Below are 17,090 nucleotides of genomic sequence, written 5' to 3'. Positions count from 1 at the left end.
CCTTCGCCCCGCCTTCGTACCGGCAGGGCTACAATGAAAAAATCCCTTGCCCGCCGTCCCGTCAAGTGGGCAGGGCCCCGCCGTGCCGCCGCTTCGGGGGCGGGTTCTCCGCCACCTGCGCCGGCGAGGCCGGGGGCACCTCCGCGACCGGCCCCGGCAACGGCGCGTCCGCCTCCAACCGGAGCGGCGCGCCGGGCGCGGCGTCCTCGGCCGGCGCCGGCTCGGGCAAGGGCGACGCGGCCCCCTCGGTGGCCGGTGCCAGGGGCGGGGCCTCCGGCCCCTGCTCCTCCTCCTCCGGCGAGGACGTGTCCAGACCGATGGCCTGGGCGAGCAGCCGTTCCACGTCGCGCGGCAGTTCGAGCGAAAAGCCCGGCATGCCGCCGCCGGGCGCGTTGAAGTCCCAGGCGAAATCGGCCGGGCCGACGAAGTCGCGGATCGCCGGGTCCAGCGACCAGGCCCGCCGCAGCGCCGCGTTGCGCAGCGCCGCCGGCACCTCGTCGCGCAGAAAGGCGACGAAGTCGCTGTCGGCGGTCAAGCTTTCCAGAGGTGGCAGGCTCGCCGGGTCGAAAGCCGGCTCCGCGCGCTCCGCTCCGGTGGGCGGGGGCGGCGTGCCGGCCTGGGCGGTCTGGGGCGGCGCGGGCGCGGCCGGAGGAGGCGCCACGGCCGCCCGCTTCCGCCGCGACCAGCGGGAAAGGAAGCCCTCCTCGCTCATTCGTCATCGTCCCGCGCCGGGCGGCGCCCGCCGCGCTCGCGCGCCATGGCCTCCGGGTCGGAGCGGTCGCGCCGGCGCTTGTGGAAGGCGCGCTCGACGTGGTGCCGCGCCACGAACTCCTCCACCAAGGCCCGCAGCCCGGCCGGCATCGGCAGGGATTCCAGCAGGTCGTTGCCGGTGTCGGCGTAGAGGTGCGCCTCGCCGCCATCCACCGTGACCGTGTAGAGGCGGAGGCCGGGCGGCGCGTCCGCTTGGCGCAGCACCGCCCACACGCGCGGCGCGGCGGAGTGCAGGTTGTCGCGGTAGTTGGGGGTGTCGGTCGGGAAGAGCGCCACCTCGGCCCGGCCGGCCAGGAACAGGGTGCGGCCCGCCTCCTCGCGCAGCACGGTCCAGGGCGGCAGGTCGGGCGCGTCCTCCAGCACCTCCACCGCGCGCCAGGACCACTCCGCCCAAGGGGTCGTCCCCGGCCGGCGCTCCACCACCACCGCGACCGGGACGCGGACGGTGCCCGGCACCTCCAACTCGGCGGTCACGCGCCCTCCTCCCCCGCCAGCAAGGGCAGGCCGGCGACGAGGTTCTGCGGCTTGCACCGCACCCGCTGCGCCGCGTCCATGGCGAGCGCGAGGTAGACCGGCTTGCCTCGCGCCCGCGGCAGCACGCGCGACTCGTCGGCGAACTCCAGCGCGCCGAGCCAGAGGATGCGCGCCAGCCGCGCCTGCTCCACCGCCTCGCCGTGCCACAGGTCGTTGGCGATGGCCGTCCCCTCGGTGTCGAGGCCGACGTGCCAGCGCCAGTCCGGGTCCTCGATCACCGCCGCCGGGCGGATCGCCACCCTCTCGCCGAGCACGTGCGCGACGAAGCGCTCCAGCGCCCGCGCCAGCCCGTGCTGGCCCGGCCGCCCTTCGGCGATGTCGAGGGCGAGGTCGTGCGTGTCGGAGCGCCGCGGGTACTCCGCCGCGTTCGCCTCGGACAGCACCTCCACCTCCACCTCACGCGGCGGCGCGCCCGCTTCTTCCAGCAGCCGCCCGATGCTCCCGAGGTCGGCGCCGGCGGAAAGGCCCTCCAGCCACTCCTCATCGGCCAGCAGCAGCGCGCCCTGCCGGATGGCGGCGCGTTGCGGGCGGAACAGCACCTCGGCCGCGCGCAAGGTGAAGGCGTCGCCCACATCCTCCATGGCGGCCCGCGCCACGAGCTGGGTCAGCATCTGGAGGAACAACGGCGGGATGCCCGAGACCGAGCCGCGGAACAGCGACAGGTACGCCGCTTCCAAGGTCGGCATGGCCGCCACGCGGTCCCGGAAGCGGAGGAAGTGGACCCAGTTCTCGCGCGCGTCGGGGTCCGCCAGCGCCGAAAGGTCGGCGCCCGACACCGGCCGCAACGGGTCGGCGAGCAGCGTGGTGTGCAAGGCGACCTCGGCGGCGCAGGCCTCTTCCGGCGGCACCAGCTCCGGCCGGGCGAGGAAGGCGCGCCACAGGTCCGGCGTGGGCACCAGCCGCCCCGCCGCGTCGCGGTCGCAAAGATGGTGCCCGGACGCGACCCAAGGGTCGCCATGCGCGACGACAACGCTCACCGCGCCCCCTCCCCCGCGCGGCCGAGCGCGGCCAAGTCGGGCCGCTCCGGCGGTTCGTCCTCGCCCTCCACCTCCACGACGCCGAAGACCGGCAGGCGCGAGCGGTCGGCGGGCGGGCCTTCGCGGCGGTGGAGCGTGCGGAAGCGCTCCCGCACGGCGCCGTCCTCCACCGCGCGGGACAGCGCCAGCACGGTGCCGGGCGGATGGCCGCAGAGCGACTCGGCGAAGGCGACCTCCTCCTCGGCCGCCGCCCGCGCCGCCTCCGGGCCGGGCGCGCCGTAGGCGCCGAGGATGCGAGCGGCCAAGGCTTCCACCGCCGCAGCGCGCTCCGCCGGCCCGGCCTCCGCCACCTCGACCAGGGTGGACCACCCGAAGGAGCCGACGCCGAGAAAGCCGGCGCGGAATTCCTGCCGGCGCCGGCCGGTGAGCGCCTCGGGGTCCTCGTCCCAGAAGGCGAAGCCGCCCGGCACCGCCCACTCCCCGGGCTCGGCGGCGCGGTCGAACACCACCGTGTCCGACGGATCGAGGCGCAAGGTGCGGGGCAGCCGGGTCACGCCGCCACCGCCGCCGACGCCGCGTCCGGCGTCCCCGGAAGCGGCCGGCGTTCGCGCGCGCCGCCCGCCCGGTCGAACACCAAGGCGCCGGTGTCGGGATCGATGCCGCGGCGGAGGCCGGGCGTGTCCGCCCCGTCCAGCAGCCGCGCCAGATACCGCTCCGCCACGCGCCGCGGCCCGCGCGCCTGCCACTCGTCCAGCCCGGCCATGAGGTGCCGCGCCCAGCCGGCCGTGAGCTCGGCGGGGCCGACGCCCTCGAAGCCTTCCTCCTCCAACGAGGTCAGGTCCGGCGTCCGACCGGTCTCGTAGCCGATGGGGAAGGCGAGCCGCAGCTCCATGCCCACCACCAGCCAGTCCGGCACCGCGTCCTCGGCCGCGCCGGGCGGCGCGGCGAGGCGCACCGCACCGCACTCGCCCAGGTTGACCAGGACCGTGCCCGGCAACTTCAGGGCCACCGCGACCTCCGGCGGCCCCAGCGACGCCAAGGTGTCGGCCAGCGCGGTCGCGGCGGCGTGGAAGGCGAGCCGGGCCGGGCCGAGGGGCATCTCCGGCTCCAGCACCACCGCCGCCTCGGCGCGGGCGTAGGCGCGCACCCAGACCAAGGTGCCGGCCCCACGCGCGGGCGCCAGCTCAATGGCGCGCGCAAAGGCATCCCCGCCCTCGCGCAAGGCGAAGACGGGATCGAAAAGGCTCGGCAGGTCCGGCAGGCCGGTTTGCACGATCGGGATGAGGTCTCTCGTAACGATGGGGCGACGGGCATATATGCCCACACCCAGCCGCTGCCCAGGCGGGCGGCAAGGCTGTGATCGGAAAGCAGTTCCATCGGCATGGACCAACGGGACGGACGCATCTGCATCGTGTGCAGTTGCGAGGACACGATGCCGCTCGACGCGGAGGCGCTCCGCCGCGGGTGCGACGCGCGCGGGGCCGAGCTGCGCCTGGGCGAGCAGCTCTGCCGTGCCCAGCTCGACCGCTTCCTGGCCGCGGCGGGCGAAGGCCGACCGGTCACGATGGCCTGCACCCAGGAAGCGCCGCTCTTCGCCCAGGAAGCGGAGGCCGCCGGCGCGTCGGCGCCCCTCACCTTCGTCAACGTCCGGGAACACGCCGGCTGGTCGTCCGAGGCCGCCGGCGCCGGGCCGAAGATGGCGGCGTTGCTGGCCGCCGCGGCGGTGCCGGTGCCGCCGACGCCGCTGGTGCCCTTCAAGAGCGAGGGCACGACCCTGGTGCTCGGCCGCGACGAGGTCGCGCTCGCCGCCGCCGAACGCCTGCGCGACCGGCTGGACCTGACGGTGCTGCTCACCGGCGAGCGGACGGTGGAGCCGCCGCGCAGCGCCGAATACCCGGTCCTCCGCGGGCGCGCCCGCGCCGCCACCGGCTGGCTCGGCGCCTTCGAGGTGGTGGTGGACGGCTACGCCGCCCCCTCCCCCTCCTCGCGCGGCGCCTTCCGTTGGGGTTCGGCGCGGGACGGGGCGCGGAGCCGCTGCGACGTGATCCTCGACCTTTCCGGCGGCCCGCCGCTCTTCCCCCTGGCCGAACTGCGCCAAGGCTACCTCCGCGCCGACCCGGCCGACCCCGCCGCCGTGGAGCGGGCGGTGTTCGACGCCGCCGGCTTGGTGGGCGAGTTCGACAAGCCGCGCTTCGTGAACTTCGACGCCGGCCTCTGCGCCCACAGCCGCAACCGCCGCACCGGCTGCACCCGCTGCCTGGACCTCTGCCCCACCGGCGCCATCACGCCCGGCAAGGACAGCGTGCTGATCTCCGCTGAGATCTGCGCCGGCTGCGGCGCTTGCTCCGCGGTCTGCCCGACCGGCGCCGTCACCTACGCCCTGCCCCCGCCCGCCTCCACGGCCGCGAAGCTGCGGGCGCTGCTGCTGGGCTTCGCCGAGGCGGGCGGGCGCGACCCGCTGGTGCTGCTGCACGACGACGCGCACGGCGAGGCGCTGCTGCATGCGCTGGCCCGCCACGGCGACGGCCTGCCGGCGCGGGTGCTGCCGCTCCGAGTGAACGAGGTGTCGCAGCTCGACCTCGGCGCCCTGGCCGGCGCCCTCGCCTGGGGCGCGGCCGGGGTGCGGCTGCTCATGCCGGCCCGCCGCCCGCACGGCGCCGAAGGCGTGTTCCGCAACCTGGACTACCTGGAAACCGCCCTGTCCGGCCTCGGCCTCGCAACCGCCCCTCTGCCGCGTGCGGCGGCCATCGAGACCGACGACCCGTTCTCCCTGGCCGAAGCCCTGGCGCCGGCGCTCGCCCTCCGCGCCGACCGGGCGCCGGCCGCCTTCCTGGCGATGGGCGAGCCGCGCGAGATCGCGCGCGCGGCCTTCCGGGCGCTGCACGCCGCGGCCGGCCCCACCGCGCCGCCGGCCGTGCCGATGCCGAAGCTGGCGCCCTTCGGCCTGGCGCGGGTGGAAACGGCGGGCTGCACCCTCTGCCTCGCCTGCACCAACGTCTGTCCCACCGGCGCGCTGAGCGCCAACCCGGACACGCCCGAACTGCGCTTCCTGGAAGACGCTTGCGTGCAGTGCGGCCTCTGCGCCTCCACCTGCCCGGAGCGGGTGATCGCGCTGGAGCCGCGGCTGAACTTCGCCCCGGAAGCGTCGTCGCCGCAGGTGGTGAAGGCCGAAGCGCCCTTCCCCTGCGCGCGCTGCGGCAAGGCGTTCGGCACGCGCTCCTCCATCGAGCGGGTGAAGGCGAAGCTCGCCGGCAGCGGGCATTGGATGTTCCAGGACCCCGCCCGGCTGGCGGCGCTGGAGCTGTGCGAGGACTGCCGTGTGGTGGAGGCCACCGAAGGCGGCCTCGACCCCTACGCCGGCCCGCCGCGCCCGGTCACCAAGACCACGGAAGACTGGCTGCGGGAAGCGGAGCGGGCGAAGGCCGAGGCGGCCGGGGCACCGAAGAACGCCCGATGAGCGCGGCCCGGCGGCGGCGGTAGCGCCGCGCCGCCCTCCCGTGCCCCGGCGCCCCCGGCGCGGCTTCTCCGTCCGGCCGGACGCCGCCCGCGGTTGCGGGCTGGGCGACGCGTCCCGCCCATCCGGACGGCGGTGAACCCGGCCGCCTCGGTTTCAGGCCGTCGCTGCTTCTTCCGGCACCTTCTCGTCGGCCGGCTCCGCCTCGGGCGGGGTCCAGCCGTTCTCCCGGCTCAGCCGGGGGTCGAGGCAGAGCACCTCCTCGAATTCGTTCACCGCGTCGATCTCGGTGCCCATGGCGATGTTGGTCGTCCGCTCCAGGATGCATTCGACCACCACCGGCACGCCGTGCTCCTCCATCAGCGCCTCGGCGCGGGCGAAGGCCTCCCCGAACTCGTTGGGCGACTTCACGCGGATCGCCTTGCAGCCGAGGCCCTCCGCCACCGCCACATGGTCCACCCCGTAGCCCGGCACGGCGTCCGGGTCCTCGGCGGCGTTGACGTTCTCGAAGGCGAGGCTGACCTCGAAATCCATCGCGAAGCCGCGCTGCGCCTGGCGGATCAGGCCGAGGTAGGAGTTGTTCACCACCACGTGCAGGTAGGGCAGCTTGTGCTGGGCGCCGACCGCGAGCTCCTCGATCAGGAACTGGAAGTCGTAGTCGCCGGAAAGGGCGACGATCCTCCGCTCCGGATCGGCGGCGCGGACGCCGAGGGCCGCGGGCAGCGTCCAGCCGAGCGGGCCGGCTTGGCCGCAGTTGATCCAGTTGCGCGGCTCGTACACCTTGAGGAGCTGCGCGGCCATGATCTGCGAGTTGCCGATGGTGGTGACGTAGCAGGTGTCCCGCCCGGTATGGCCGAGCACCTCTTCGAAGACGCGCTGGGGCTTCAGCGGCACCTGGTCGAAATGCGTCCGGCGCAGCATGGTGCGCTTGCGGTGCAGGCAGGCGTCGGACCAGGCGGTGCGGTCCTCCAGCCGGCCCTCGGCCCGCATCTCCTCCGCGACTTGGCAGAGCAGCGCCAGCGCCGCCTTGGCGTCGGAGACGATGCCGAGGTCGGGGCCGAAGACCCGCCCGATCTGCGTCGGCTCTATGTCCACGTGCACGAACTTGCGCCCGGCCGTGTACGTCTCGATCGAGCCGGTGTGGCGGTTGGCCCAGCGGTTGCCGATGCCGAGCACGAAGTCGGATTGCAGGAAGGTCGCGTTGCCGTAGCGGTGGCTGGTTTGCAGCCCGACCATGCCGGCCATCAGCGGGTGGTCGTCGGGGATGCAGCCCCAGCCCATCAGCGTCGGTATCACCGGGACGCCGGTGGTCTCGGCGAAGCGCACGAGCTCCTCGCAGGCGTCGGCGTTGATGACGCCGCCTCCGGCGACGATCAACGGCCGCTCCGCCGCCTGCATCATGGCGATGGCGCGCTCGATCTGGCGGCGGCTGGCGGCGGGCTTGTAGGCGGGCAGCGGCTCGTAGGCGTCGATGTCGAACTCGATCTCCGCGACCTGCACGTCGACCGGCAGGTCCACCAGCACCGGGCCGGGGCGGCCGCTGCGCATCAGGTGGAAGGCCTGCTGGAAGACCTGCGGGACGAGGGCGGGCTCGCGCACCGTCACCGCCCATTTGGCCACCGGCTTGGCGATGGCCTCGATGTCCACCGCCTGGAAATCCTCCTTGTGGAGCTTGGCGCGCGGCGCCTGGCCGGTGATGCAGAGGATCGGCAGGCTGTCCGCCTGGGCGGTGTAGAGGCCGGTGATCATGTCCGTCCCCGCCGGGCCGGAGGTGCCGATGCACACCCCGATGTTGCCCGCCTTCGCGCGGGTGTAGCCATCGGCCATGTGCGACGCGCCTTCGACGTGGCGCGCCAGGATGTGGCGGATGCCGCCATGCGCGCGGAGCGCCGAGTAGAAGGGATTGATCGCCGCGCCCGGCACCCCGAAGGCGCAGCGCACGCCCTCCCTCGCCAGCACCAGCACCGCCGCATCCACAGCCCGCATCCGTGCCATCGACGTCAACCCCTTCTTCTTGGACAATGGCAGGAGTGCCCGAAGCGGCGAGCACATACAATTTTTTCGAAAGCTTTTTCCGCAAAGCAGCATAAATACTATAACTAGCTTAGATCGTTTGGATTTTTCGTTTTCCGTCGCGCCCGCTTGGGCCAGAATGGAAAAAGATTTCTGGAGAAGTGCCATGCCGCAGACCGCCGAGCGCCGCCGGCGCGGCCGCCCGCGCCTCGCCCCCGCCGAGGCCGAAGACGCGCCGGTGCAGTCGCTTGACCGCGCCATGGCGCTGCTCGCCGAACTCGCCGAGGCGGATGGGCTGACGCTGACCGACCTCGCCGGCCGCGCGGAGATGCCGATGTCCACGGCCTACCGGATGCTGCTCACCCTGCAGCGGCGCGGCCTCGCGGAATTCGACGCCTCGACGCAGCTCTGGCTCGTGGGCGTCGAGACCTTCCGCATCGGCAGCGCCTTCCTCCGCCGGCGCAAGCTGGCGGATTGCGGGCGCGACCTGATGCAGGGGCTCGTCGCCGCCTGCGGAGAGACGGTGAACCTCGCGGTGGCGGAGGAGGACGGGGTGGTCTTCGTCAGCCAGGTCGAGACGCATGAAGCGATCCGGGCCTTCTTCCGCCCGGGCACGCGCGCGCTGTTCCACGCCTCGGGCGCCGGGAAGGCGATCCTGGCGCACCGCGCACCGGGGGCGGTGGCGGCGACGCTGCGGCGCACCGGCCTGCCGCGCTTCACCGACCGCACCCTGACCGCCCTGCCGGACCTGCTGGCCGATCTCGCCGCCGTCCGCGCGCGCGGCTTCGCCATCGACGATGAGGAGCGCAACCTCGGGATGCGCTGCGTCGGCGCGCCGATCTTCAACGAATTCGGGGAGGCGGTGGCCGGGCTTTCGGTTTCCGGCCCGACCGTGCGCGTGACGCCGGAGGCGATCGCGCGCTTCGGGCCGCTGGTGCGCGAGGCGGCGTCGCAGGTGACGCGGGCGATCGCCGGGCGCCCGCCCGGCGCCTGACGCGTTCTCGGCCGAGGTGGTCGGCATCCACCGTCGAATCGGTCAGGGGCATCCGCTCCGAGCGGCGATCGATATCGGCGACGCCCGCCGCCGCCATGGCGGCGAGATCGTCCTCCGCCTCCAGATCCTCGGCATGCCGGCGAGCGGCGTACCGACGGCTGCTGATCAGGCTCGGATTTCAACGGAAACGCTATCACCCGGAGTAACCGCTGGACCGTCGGGGCACTCTCGGCATATATTCCTAGATTGGTGGGCGGTCGCTTCGAGCAGCGTCGGACGGCAAGAAAGCCGCGGGAGCGACGAGCCAGATGCACCGACCCGCCCCGCGGCCAAAGCCAACGTCTCCGCTTCCCCTACCCGCCGCGACACCGCCCGCGCCCCGTCCAGCGGACTCGCTCTCGGCCATCCATCCATCCACCCGCCCCGGGTCCCAATGCCGCCTCTCCATTCGTCCGCACCTCGCACGTTCGGCCGGAAACGGCCCGCCGCCCGTTTGTCCGAAGCGCGCATCGCGCGCGGACTCACCCAGGCGCCCCATTTGTCCGAACCGCGCACGCCCGGCCGAAAACGGCCCGCCGACCCATTCGTCCGAAACGCGCACCGCGCCGGGAACCGGCACCGGCACCGCCGCGCGCCGGCCCGCCCCGCATGAGCGCCGCCGCCCATTTGTCCGAAGAACGCACCCGTGCCGGCGCCCCGCCGCGCCGCCGCTCGTCCCACAGGCGAACCAACCCACCGCGCCACAGCTTGCGGTGGCGCCCCCCGGATGCCACTGCTACGCTTTCGCCCATGCAGCATAGTTGCTCCCCGCGGCGGCTCGCCCTCCTCGCGGCCGCGCTCCTCGCGGCCGGCGCCGCCGCCGAAGGCCCGTCGCCCAACGACCGCGCGCCGCGGCTGACCGGGGCGCCGCCCGTCACCGGCGCCTTCGGCGCCTATTTGTCCGGGCGCTTCGCCGCCTCCGAAACCGACACCGCCATCGCCGCGGACCGCCTCCTCGCCGCGCTGCGCGCCGACCCGGACCAGCCGGAACTGCTCAACCGCGCCTTCCTCGCCGCGCTGCTCGACGGGCGGAGCGACGCCCTGCGCCTCGCCCGCCGCCTCCCGGACAGCACGATAGGCAACCTCCTGCTGGCCGGCGCCGACGCGCAGGCCGGCCGTTGGGAGCGGGCGGAGCAGCGCCTGCGCAACGTGTCCCGCAGCGGCCCGGTGCAGCTCGTGCAACCCTTGCTGCTCGCCTGGGCGCAGGTCGGCCGCGGCCAGCCCGAGCAGGCCCTGGCGACGCTCCGCCCCGCGGTGGAGAGCAACCGCCTGCGCGCCCTCAACGCGCTCCACGCCGCCCTGGTGGCCGACGTCGCCGGCCGGCCGCGGGAAGCCGAACGCTTCGCCCGCATCGCGGTCGCCGACCAGCCGCAGCTCCCGCCGCGCGCCGCCATGCTCGCCGCGGGCGTGCTGCAACGCGCCGGCCAGCCGGCCGAGGCGCAGCGGCTCCTCGACGCCTTGGCCGGCAGCGGCGACGACACGGCGCTGGCCGTCACCGGCCCCGCCGCCCGGCGCGCGCAAAGCGCGACCCGCGCCGTTTCCTCGCCCACCGACGGCATGGCGGAGGCCTACGTCGCGCTGGCCGGCACCATGCGCGGCCAGGGCTCGGGCGACTTCGTGCTGGTGCTGTCCCAGCTCGCGTTGCGGCTCCGCCCCGGCTTCGCGCCGGCCCTGATGCTGGTGGCCGACGTGCTGGCCGAGGAGAAGCAGGAGGAGCAGGCGCTCGCCGCCCTGTCGCGGGTCTCCCCGGACGACCCCTTCGCGCCGCTCGCCGCCCTCCGCCGCGCCGCCGTGCTGGACAAGCTGGACCGGCCCGACGAGGCCGCCGCCGTGCTGCGGCGTTTGTCCGAAGCCAACCCGGACCTGCCGCAACCCGCGGCGCACCTCGGCGACCTGCTGCGCCGGCGCAACCGCTTCGCCGAGGCGGCGGAGGCCTACGACCAGGCCCTGGCCCGCGTGGCGCGGCCCGGCGTGCGCGACTGGCCGCTCTTCTACTCCCGCGCCATCGCCCGCGAGCGCGCCGGCGACTGGCCGCGCGCCGAGGCCGACCTCCTGCGTGCCCTGGAGCTGTCGCCCGACCAGCCCTACGTCCTGAACTACCTCGGCTACACCTGGGCCGACCAGGGCCGCAACCTCGACCGCGCCAAGGCCATGCTGTTGCGCGCCACCGAGCTGCGCCCGCAGGACGGCAACATCGCCGACAGCCTCGGCTGGGCGCTGTTCCGCCTCGGCGATGTGCGCGGCGCCGTCACCTGGCTGGAGAAGGCCGTGGAGCTGGAGCCGCGCTCCTCCGTCATCAACGACCACCTGGGCGATGCCTACTGGGCCGCCGGACGGCAGCGCGAGGCCCACTTCCAGTGGCGCCGCGCCCTCAACCTCGATCCCGAGCCCGAGGACGGCCCGAAGATCGAGGCCAAGCTGCGCGACGGCCTGCCCACGCCCCCGTCCTCTTCCGCGCAGCGTTGACCGCCGCCGAAACGGAACCGGCCCCCGCCAAGGTCAACCTCTTCCTCCACGTCACCGGACGCCGGGCCGATGGCTACCACCTGCTGGACAGCCTGGCCGTGTTCGGCCCGGCGGCGGACACCCTGGAAGCGGCGCCCGCCCGATCGCTGACCCTCTCGGTGGAAGGGCCCTTCGGCGCCGCGCTGGCGGACGAGGCCGACAACCTCGTGCTGCGCGCCGCGCGGGCCTTGGCGGGGGCGGCGGGCGATCCGCCGCCCGGCGCGGCGCTCCGGCTGGTCAAGCGGCTGCCGGTCGCCTCGGGCATCGGCGGCGGCTCGGCCGACGCGGCTGCGGCGCTCCGCCTGCTCGACCGGCTTTGGGGCCTGGGCTCCGGCCCGGACCGGCTCGCGCGCCTCGCGGCCACGCTCGGCGCCGACGTGCCGGTCTGCGTGCGGTCCGGGCCGGCGCGCATGGGGGGCGTGGGCGGCGACCTTTCGCCCGCGCCGGCCCTGCCGGAGTGCGGCCTGCTGCTGGCCAACCCCGGCGCGGCGTTGGCGACCCCGGCGGTGTTCCGGGCGAGGACCGGGGCCTTCTCGGCGCCCGCGGCCCTGCCGGAGCGGTGGCCCGACGCGGCGGCGATGGCGCGCGACCTGGGGCGGCTCGGCAATGACTTGGAAGCGCCGGCCATCGCGCTCTGCCCGCCGGTGGGCGAGGCGCTGGCGGCGCTGCGGGCATTGCCGGGCTGCCTGCTCGCGCGCATGAGCGGGTCCGGCGCCACCTGCTTCGGGCTGTTCGCGGACGCCGCGGCGGCGCGACGCGCCGCGGCCTTGTTGCCCTCGGCGTGGTGGAACGCCGCCGGGGGGCTTTACGGCGGCGGGGCCTGACCCTTATTCAGCCGGCGGCCGCCACGGCTGGGGCGTCGCCAAGCGGTAAGGCAGCGGTTTTTGGTACCGCCATTCCCAGGTTCGAATCCTGGCGCCCCAACCAGCGTAAGCCTTTGTTTTTAATGGCTTTCTTCTTTCCCGGCACACGCCCGGAATTCGGGCCTTTGTCGGCCCTGTCAAAACGTACTCGTGGTCGGAGACGCTTGGCGTTGCGAATTGGCGGCCGCATCGTGGCGCGTGTCCCACCCGTCCCTTTCGGCAGTCCGAGTTCTTCAGGCCCGAATCAACGCCGCGCCGCGCGCGCGGAAAGCGCATCGCGGCGCAACCGCGTCCTTCGCCTGGCCGACGGCCGAAGCGGACTTGCCTTCCTACGGAGGTCCCGCAGGACGAAGCATGAGGCCGGGGATGGAGCGGCTGTCCGACGCATGCAGCGACGGTAAGCAGTCGCGGCGGGCGATGCTCCGCTTGGCCAAGAAGGCCAGCGCGCTGTCGCGCAAGGACGGGCTGCAATGCATGTGGAGCAGTCCGAAGGGGGGCAGCGGGGTCGGGGGGCAGCGGGGTCGGAGGGCAGCGTGCTCAGCAGCAGGGGCCGAGGAGGGCGCGCTGCTCCCGCCAGTCGAGCGGCAGGCCGCGGCGGCCGCCTGCAGCTCCCGCGCGCGCCGCCGGTCCATGCACACGAAGTGCAAGGACCCGTCCCGGCCGTGGCGGGCCATGAGGCCGAGCGAGGTGCTCAGGAACGCGGTGAACTCCGCGCCGTCCATCTCGCCCGCGGCCATGGCGAACTCGCGGTGCTTCAACGCGCCGAGGCCGACGACGTGGCCTGCGATCGGCACGTCGTAGGGCGGGTCGGCGAAAGCCACAGCGGCTTGCCCCCGCCCCCGGCGACCATGAGGGCGGCGTAGCTCTCCTCCTCGAGCGCGCTGCCGCAGAACACGCGATGCGGCCCCAGCAGCCACAGGTCGCCGGGCCGGCTCACGGCGGGGCCGGCGGCGGCGGGCGGGCAGGGGAGGGCGTCGGCGGGATCGGGTTCGTCCCCGGCCGGGGCGGACAGGCCTTCGATGCGGAGGTTGATCTCGGCCATCTCGAAGCCGGTCGCCTCGAGGGAGAAGTCGAACTCGGCCAAGGAGAGGTCGCGCAGGGCCTCGGCGAGCAGGCGCTCGTCCCAGGCGGCATTCTCGGCGAGCCTGTTGTCGGCCAGCATGAAGGCGCGGGCCTGATCAGGGTCAAGATGCTCGAGGCGGATCACCGGCACCTCGGTCCAGCCGGGGTGGAGGCAGGCCAGCACCTTGTCCTCGCGGTCAATCAGCACGGGCACGTTGAAGCCGAAGGCCTCGATGCTGCGCGCGATCTGGCGCACCTGCTTGCGGCTGTGGGTGCGCGGGTTGCGGTCGTCGAGCTTGAGTTTGGCGACCGGCCGGTGCTCGACGCCGAGAGGACGGGCCGGCACCGCGTGGGCGGGGCCGGGCGGGCGCCGCCGGCATTCGGGTCGCCCGTGTGCCCGCCGGGGTCCCCTTTCCGACCGGGGGCGGCTCGCGGCCCGCCGGTCTGGGCCCGCGGCGGCCGGGGTACGTGCATCGAGTTCATTTCGACCTCCTGGCCGGAGGGGAGCCCCAGCCCAGAGCCCCAGCCCGGAGCCTCAGCAACCACGAGTAATATTTCGGTGGGGCGGGTTAATTCCGTCTGCGCAAGTGTCCTAAGGGCGCGCTGGGGGGGCACCGGCCGCTCCATGCCGCTGGCCGGAGCCGCCGCGGGTCACGCGCGTGACCAACACAACTCCCGCTCGGCCCGGTCCACGTGCCGGGCCGGGATGATGGATCGTGCCTCGCCATGGTCCGTGCGAGCGACCGCCGGCGCGTCGCCGTCGGCTGCTGCGCGCGGGTGGCGCGTTCCGGCCGCGGTCAGCCCGTAACCGCGGCGAACGGGTCCAGCACGCGGACGCCCAAGCCTTCGACGTCGGCGGCGTTGCGGGTCACCAGCACCAGGCCGTGCACGCCGGCGGTGGCGGCCAGCAGCGCGTCCACCACCGGGACGGAGCGCGCCGCCGACATCCGGCCCCAGGCCTCGGCCACCGCCGCGTCCACCCCGAGCACCCGCAGCCCGAAGGCGCCGGCGACCTCGGCGAGCCAGGCCTCCAGCGCCGCGGCCTTGGCCGGGTCGCGCGGCCGCACCTGCTCTATGCCCTTGCGGATCTCGCCGAGCGTGAGCGCGCTGAGGAACAGGTCGCGGTCCTCCATCCCGGCCCACCACGCGGCGACCGCCGGGTGGCAGCGCGGTCCCTTGCGGACTTCGGAGACGACGTTGGTGTCGACCAGCCAGGTCACAGCTCGACGGCGCGCCCGGCGTCGCGGGGACGGTCGAGGTCCACGCCTTCCAACGGGGCCGAAGCGAGCAGGTCTTTGAGGCTGCGAGCCGGCGCCGGGGCGAAGCGTCCACGCAACAACGCGCGCGCCTCCGCCGCCCGCCCGGGGTCGGCCAGGGCGGCCGCCACCGCCCGGACGAGCGGGGCGTCCTCGCCGCGCACCTGCACCTCGACCCGTTGCAGGCCGCGACTGCGCAGCCGCTGGCGATGCTCCGCGAGGGCGGACCTGGGCTGAGATTTAAGCTTTGAAGGCACGGGCGCACCACGAATGTTTCCGGAAATATGTCCGGAAATCCGCCCGGCCGCAAGCCGGCGCACGACCACCCGCGCTCGGAAGCTCCGGCTTGCTTGTTCCGAGCATCGCGGTGCTTGATCGGCCCCGCGGAATTCCCTGACCGCCGTTGCAGGGAAAGGCGCTTGGAAGGCCCGGAACGGTCGGGTTTTCCGGTCGGCCAGTGCCGTCCGCAGAGGCCTGGAACGGGGGTTTTCCCTGTATTTTCCCGCGGAACAGGGAAGGCCGCCCCGCGGCGAAGGCGGAGACGGGTTCGCCCGTGGCTGCGCCCACAACCAGCCCCGCCCTTTTGCTCCGCCCGACTCCGAAAGCCTGCGCCCTGCGCCGCGGAATGGCCGGGAACCCGCGCCTGCGCCGCGCACGCCGCGGCCGAACACGCCGGAGGAAACGCGGCCGGTCCGGAGTCCGCGCGCGAGCCGGGCGGCGCGGTCCAGCGGCCGGCGCTGTTCGGCGCCATCCACCGCCGGCCGGCGCGCAGCGCGCGGTCGCCATGGGCTGCCGCGCGACCGCGCGCGTGCCTAAGCTTGAGCAGGCGGAACGACGCCATGCAACGGAACAAGCCCGTCCTGGTCGCCGATGCCATCGGCGGCCTTGCCGCCGCCCTTGGCTTGGCCCGGAAGGGCTTCGGGGTGACGGTGCTGGAGCGCTCGCCCGCGCTTGGCGAGATCGGCGCCGGCGTCCAGCTCGGCCCCAACGCCTTCCACGCCTTCGACCACCCCGGCGTGGGCGACGCCGCCCGCGCCATGGCCGTGTGCGTGGACAAGCTGCGGCTGATGGACGCCGTGACGGCCGAGGACGCCTGCGCCATCGACCTCGGCGAGAGATTCCGCGCCCGCTTCGGCAACCCCTAAACCGTGGTGCACCGCGGCGACCCGCGCAGCGTGTTCCTGCGGGCCTGCGAGGCCGACCCGCGCATCGACCCGCGCACGGGCTGCGCCGTCGCCGGCTACGAGCAGGACGGCTCGGCCGTCACGGCGAAGCTGTCCTCCGGCGAGGCCGTCGCGGGCTCCGTGCTGGTCGGCGCCGACGGCCTTTGGTCCCGCGTCCACCGGCAGGTGGCCGGCGACGGGCCGCCGCGCGTGACCGGCCACACCACCTACCGCTCGATGATCCCAACCGAGCGCATGCCCGAGGACCTGCGCTGGAACGCGGCGACGCTCTGGGCGGGGCCGAAGTGCTACATCGTCCACTACCCGCTGTCGGGCTGGAAGGTGTTCAACCTCGTCGTCACCTACCACAACGACGCGCCCGAGCCGGTGGCCGGCAAGCCGGTGCCGGTGCCGGTGCCGGTGCCGGAGGAGGTGCTGGAGGGCTTCAGCCACGTCCACCCGCGCGCCCAGGCCATCATCCGCCACGGCACCGACTGGAAGCTCTGGGTGCTGTGCGACCGCGACCCCGTGGAGCGCTGGGTGGACGGGCGCGTGGCGCTGCTGGACGACGCCGCGCACCCGACCCTGCAGTACATGGCACAGGGCGCCTGCATGGCGGTGGAGGACGCCGTGTGCCTGTCGCACGAGATGGCGGCGCGCCCGGGCGACCCGGAGGCCGCGCTGGAGAACTACCGCCGCCGGCGCGTGCTCCGCACCGCGCGCGTCCAGTTCACGTCCCGCGCAGTCGGCGACCACATCTACCACCCGGCGGGCGCGCACGCGGCGCTGCGCAACGCGATCATGTCCGCCAAATCCGACGCCGAGTGGTACGACACCCTCGCCTGGCTCTGCGGCGTCACCGGGCTGGGCGAGGTCGCCGTGGCCGAGCGGCGGACCGCCGCGGCGTAGGCCGCCCTGGCGAACCGGATCGGCGAAGGGGAGTATGCCGCGGAAAAACAACCACCCGAGGGGACGGCAATGCGGATGACTCGGGTCGTGGGCGTCCGAAGGGCCGCCAACCGCCGCGGGCTTCCGTCTGCCCGGGCGTCGATCCCGGCCCCGTGCCTCCCCGCCGTCGCGGGAACGGCCGCCTTCACGCGCCTGGCGCGCTTGCGGGCGTGCAAGGAAAGCCGGGCGCGCCCGGAGCCCGCGGCGGCGTCCGACGCGCGGTCCACCCGCTCCACCCGGCCGTTCGCCCACGGGCAGGCCGGCTTCGCGGCGCGGCGTCCGGTGCCGTGCCGCTCGCGGACGCGGTGGAAGGCGTGAATCGGCCTTCCCCCGCCAATGCCCGACCCGGCGCGGCGAACCGAACGCCGGCGCGCGACTTCCGTTACCGGGCGAAGGGCGGAGGCGTTTCGGCAGGATGGCACAAGCTTCTTCGTTGGGGCACGGGGCGGCGCGGTTGCGCCTCCCCTCGGCGACCCGGCTCGTGGCGGCGCTGCTGGCTCTCGGCGCGTGC

The 17,090-nt window shown here is 74.6% G+C and carries 16 protein-coding genes and 1 tRNA gene; 7 read left to right on the top strand and 10 right to left on the bottom strand.

Features of this window, described 5'->3' with window-relative positions; translation table 11 throughout:
- Positions 1-61: 61 nt before the first annotated feature.
- The 5 genes from ABD067_RS22420 to ABD067_RS22400 are packed head-to-tail and all read right to left on the bottom strand — an operon-like array spanning position 62 to position 3,555.
- Entirely contained in the window at positions 62-712 is a 651-nt protein-coding gene (locus ABD067_RS22420) for a DUF3306 domain-containing protein (RefSeq protein ID WP_343897634.1), read from the bottom strand.
- The gene (locus ABD067_RS22415; protein ID WP_343897633.1) at positions 709-1,245 is read right to left on the bottom strand and encodes a DUF3305 domain-containing protein; all 537 of its coding nucleotides are present in this window, start codon (positions 1,243-1,245) and stop codon (positions 709-711) included. Before ABD067_RS22415 ends, ABD067_RS22420 begins: the two co-directional genes overlap by 4 nt.
- Positions 1,242-2,282 carry a DUF6352 family protein gene (locus ABD067_RS22410; protein WP_343897632.1) on the bottom strand — a complete coding sequence of 347 codons (1,041 nt, stop codon included), beginning with the start codon at positions 2,280-2,282 and terminating at the stop codon, positions 1,242-1,244. Before ABD067_RS22410 ends, ABD067_RS22415 begins: the two co-directional genes overlap by 4 nt.
- Positions 2,279-2,836, bottom strand: coding sequence for a DUF6505 family protein (locus ABD067_RS22405; RefSeq protein ID WP_343897631.1), 558 nt, complete (start codon positions 2,834-2,836; stop codon positions 2,279-2,281). Before ABD067_RS22405 ends, ABD067_RS22410 begins: the two co-directional genes overlap by 4 nt.
- Entirely contained in the window at positions 2,833-3,555 is a 723-nt protein-coding gene (locus ABD067_RS22400; RefSeq protein ID WP_343897630.1) for a biotin/lipoate--protein ligase family protein, read from the bottom strand. The genes ABD067_RS22405 and ABD067_RS22400 overlap by 4 nt, the downstream gene beginning before the upstream one ends.
- Before the next feature lie 108 nt (positions 3,556-3,663).
- Here ABD067_RS22400 and ABD067_RS22395 point away from each other — a divergent pair, with 108 nt between their 5' ends.
- Positions 3,664-5,739 (top strand): 4Fe-4S binding protein, encoded by a 2,076-nt coding sequence (locus ABD067_RS22395; protein ID WP_343897629.1) that lies wholly within the window; start codon positions 3,664-3,666, stop codon positions 5,737-5,739.
- 153 nt (positions 5,740-5,892) lie between these two features.
- Here the strand turns inward: ABD067_RS22395 and gcl are convergent, their stop codons facing one another.
- Positions 5,893-7,731, bottom strand: coding sequence for a glyoxylate carboligase (gene gcl / locus ABD067_RS22390; protein ID WP_343897628.1), 1,839 nt, complete (start codon positions 7,729-7,731; stop codon positions 5,893-5,895).
- A gap of 184 nt (positions 7,732-7,915) precedes the next feature.
- Here gcl and bhcR point away from each other — a divergent pair, with 184 nt between their 5' ends.
- The 4 genes from bhcR to ABD067_RS22370 all read left to right on the top strand — a co-directional run bounded on the left by bhcR (position 7,916) and on the right by ABD067_RS22370 (position 12,214).
- Positions 7,916-8,743 carry an HTH-type transcriptional regulator BhcR gene (gene bhcR, locus ABD067_RS22385; protein WP_343897627.1) on the top strand — a complete coding sequence of 276 codons (828 nt, stop codon included), beginning with the start codon at positions 7,916-7,918 and terminating at the stop codon, positions 8,741-8,743.
- 789 nt (positions 8,744-9,532) lie between these two features.
- Entirely contained in the window at positions 9,533-11,248 is a 1,716-nt protein-coding gene (locus ABD067_RS22380) for a tetratricopeptide repeat protein (protein WP_343897626.1), read from the top strand.
- Positions 11,245-12,111, top strand: a complete 867-nt coding sequence (locus ABD067_RS22375; RefSeq protein WP_343897625.1) for a 4-(cytidine 5'-diphospho)-2-C-methyl-D-erythritol kinase — start codon at positions 11,245-11,247, stop codon at positions 12,109-12,111. Before ABD067_RS22380 ends, ABD067_RS22375 begins: the two co-directional genes overlap by 4 nt.
- A 28-nt stretch (positions 12,112-12,139) precedes the next feature.
- Positions 12,140-12,214 (top strand) — tRNA-Gln (locus tag ABD067_RS22370).
- 265 nt (positions 12,215-12,479) lie between these two features.
- Here ABD067_RS22370 and ABD067_RS22365 read toward each other — a convergent pair.
- From ABD067_RS22365 to ABD067_RS22350, 4 genes are all read right to left on the bottom strand, one after another.
- Positions 12,480-12,971 (bottom strand): hypothetical protein, encoded by a 492-nt coding sequence (locus tag ABD067_RS22365; protein WP_343897624.1) that lies wholly within the window; start codon positions 12,969-12,971, stop codon positions 12,480-12,482.
- Positions 12,905-13,558, bottom strand: coding sequence for a ParB/Srx family N-terminal domain-containing protein (locus ABD067_RS22360; RefSeq protein ID WP_343897623.1), 654 nt, complete (start codon positions 13,556-13,558; stop codon positions 12,905-12,907). The genes ABD067_RS22365 and ABD067_RS22360 overlap by 67 nt, the downstream gene beginning before the upstream one ends.
- Before the next feature lie 451 nt (positions 13,559-14,009).
- Entirely contained in the window at positions 14,010-14,432 is a 423-nt protein-coding gene (locus ABD067_RS22355) for a type II toxin-antitoxin system VapC family toxin (RefSeq protein WP_343897622.1), read from the bottom strand.
- Positions 14,429-14,725, bottom strand: coding sequence for a hypothetical protein (locus tag ABD067_RS22350; protein ID WP_343897621.1), 297 nt, complete (start codon positions 14,723-14,725; stop codon positions 14,429-14,431). Before ABD067_RS22350 ends, ABD067_RS22355 begins: the two co-directional genes overlap by 4 nt.
- Positions 14,726-15,307: 582 nt before the next feature.
- Between ABD067_RS22350 and ABD067_RS22345 the strand changes: the two genes are divergently transcribed.
- Together ABD067_RS22345 and ABD067_RS22340 are read left to right on the top strand one after the other, a co-directional pair.
- Positions 15,308-15,613 (top strand): FAD-dependent monooxygenase, encoded by a 306-nt coding sequence (locus ABD067_RS22345; RefSeq protein ID WP_343897620.1) that lies wholly within the window; start codon positions 15,308-15,310, stop codon positions 15,611-15,613.
- A 3-nt stretch (positions 15,614-15,616) separates the two neighbouring features.
- Positions 15,617-16,540, top strand: a complete 924-nt coding sequence (locus ABD067_RS22340; RefSeq protein ID WP_343897619.1) for an FAD-dependent monooxygenase — start codon at positions 15,617-15,619, stop codon at positions 16,538-16,540.
- Positions 16,541-17,090: the final 550 nt, after the last annotated feature.

The sequence above is a fragment of the Craurococcus roseus genome (assembly GCF_039523795.1).
In the GTDB taxonomy this organism is placed as follows: domain Bacteria; phylum Pseudomonadota; class Alphaproteobacteria; order Acetobacterales; family Acetobacteraceae; genus Craurococcus; species Craurococcus roseus.
This window is presented reverse-complemented; position numbering and strand designations above follow the sequence as displayed.

Excerpts from the sequence above, each read along its gene's own strand:
- ABD067_RS22420 (WP_343897634.1), bottom strand. The coding sequence starts at position 712 with ATGAGCGAGGAGGGCTTCCTTTCCCGCTGGTCGCGGCGGAAGCGGGCG.
- ABD067_RS22395 (WP_343897629.1), top strand. The coding sequence starts at position 3,664 with ATGGACCAACGGGACGGACGCATCTGCATCGTGTGCAGTTGCGAGGAC.
- gcl (WP_343897628.1), bottom strand. The coding sequence starts at position 7,731 with ATGGCACGGATGCGGGCTGTGGATGCGGCGGTGCTGGTGCTGGCGAGG.
- bhcR (WP_343897627.1), top strand. The coding sequence starts at position 7,916 with ATGCCGCAGACCGCCGAGCGCCGCCGGCGCGGCCGCCCGCGCCTCGCC.
- ABD067_RS22380 (WP_343897626.1), top strand. The coding sequence starts at position 9,533 with ATGCAGCATAGTTGCTCCCCGCGGCGGCTCGCCCTCCTCGCGGCCGCG.
- ABD067_RS22345 (WP_343897620.1), top strand. The coding sequence starts at position 15,308 with ATGCAACGGAACAAGCCCGTCCTGGTCGCCGATGCCATCGGCGGCCTT.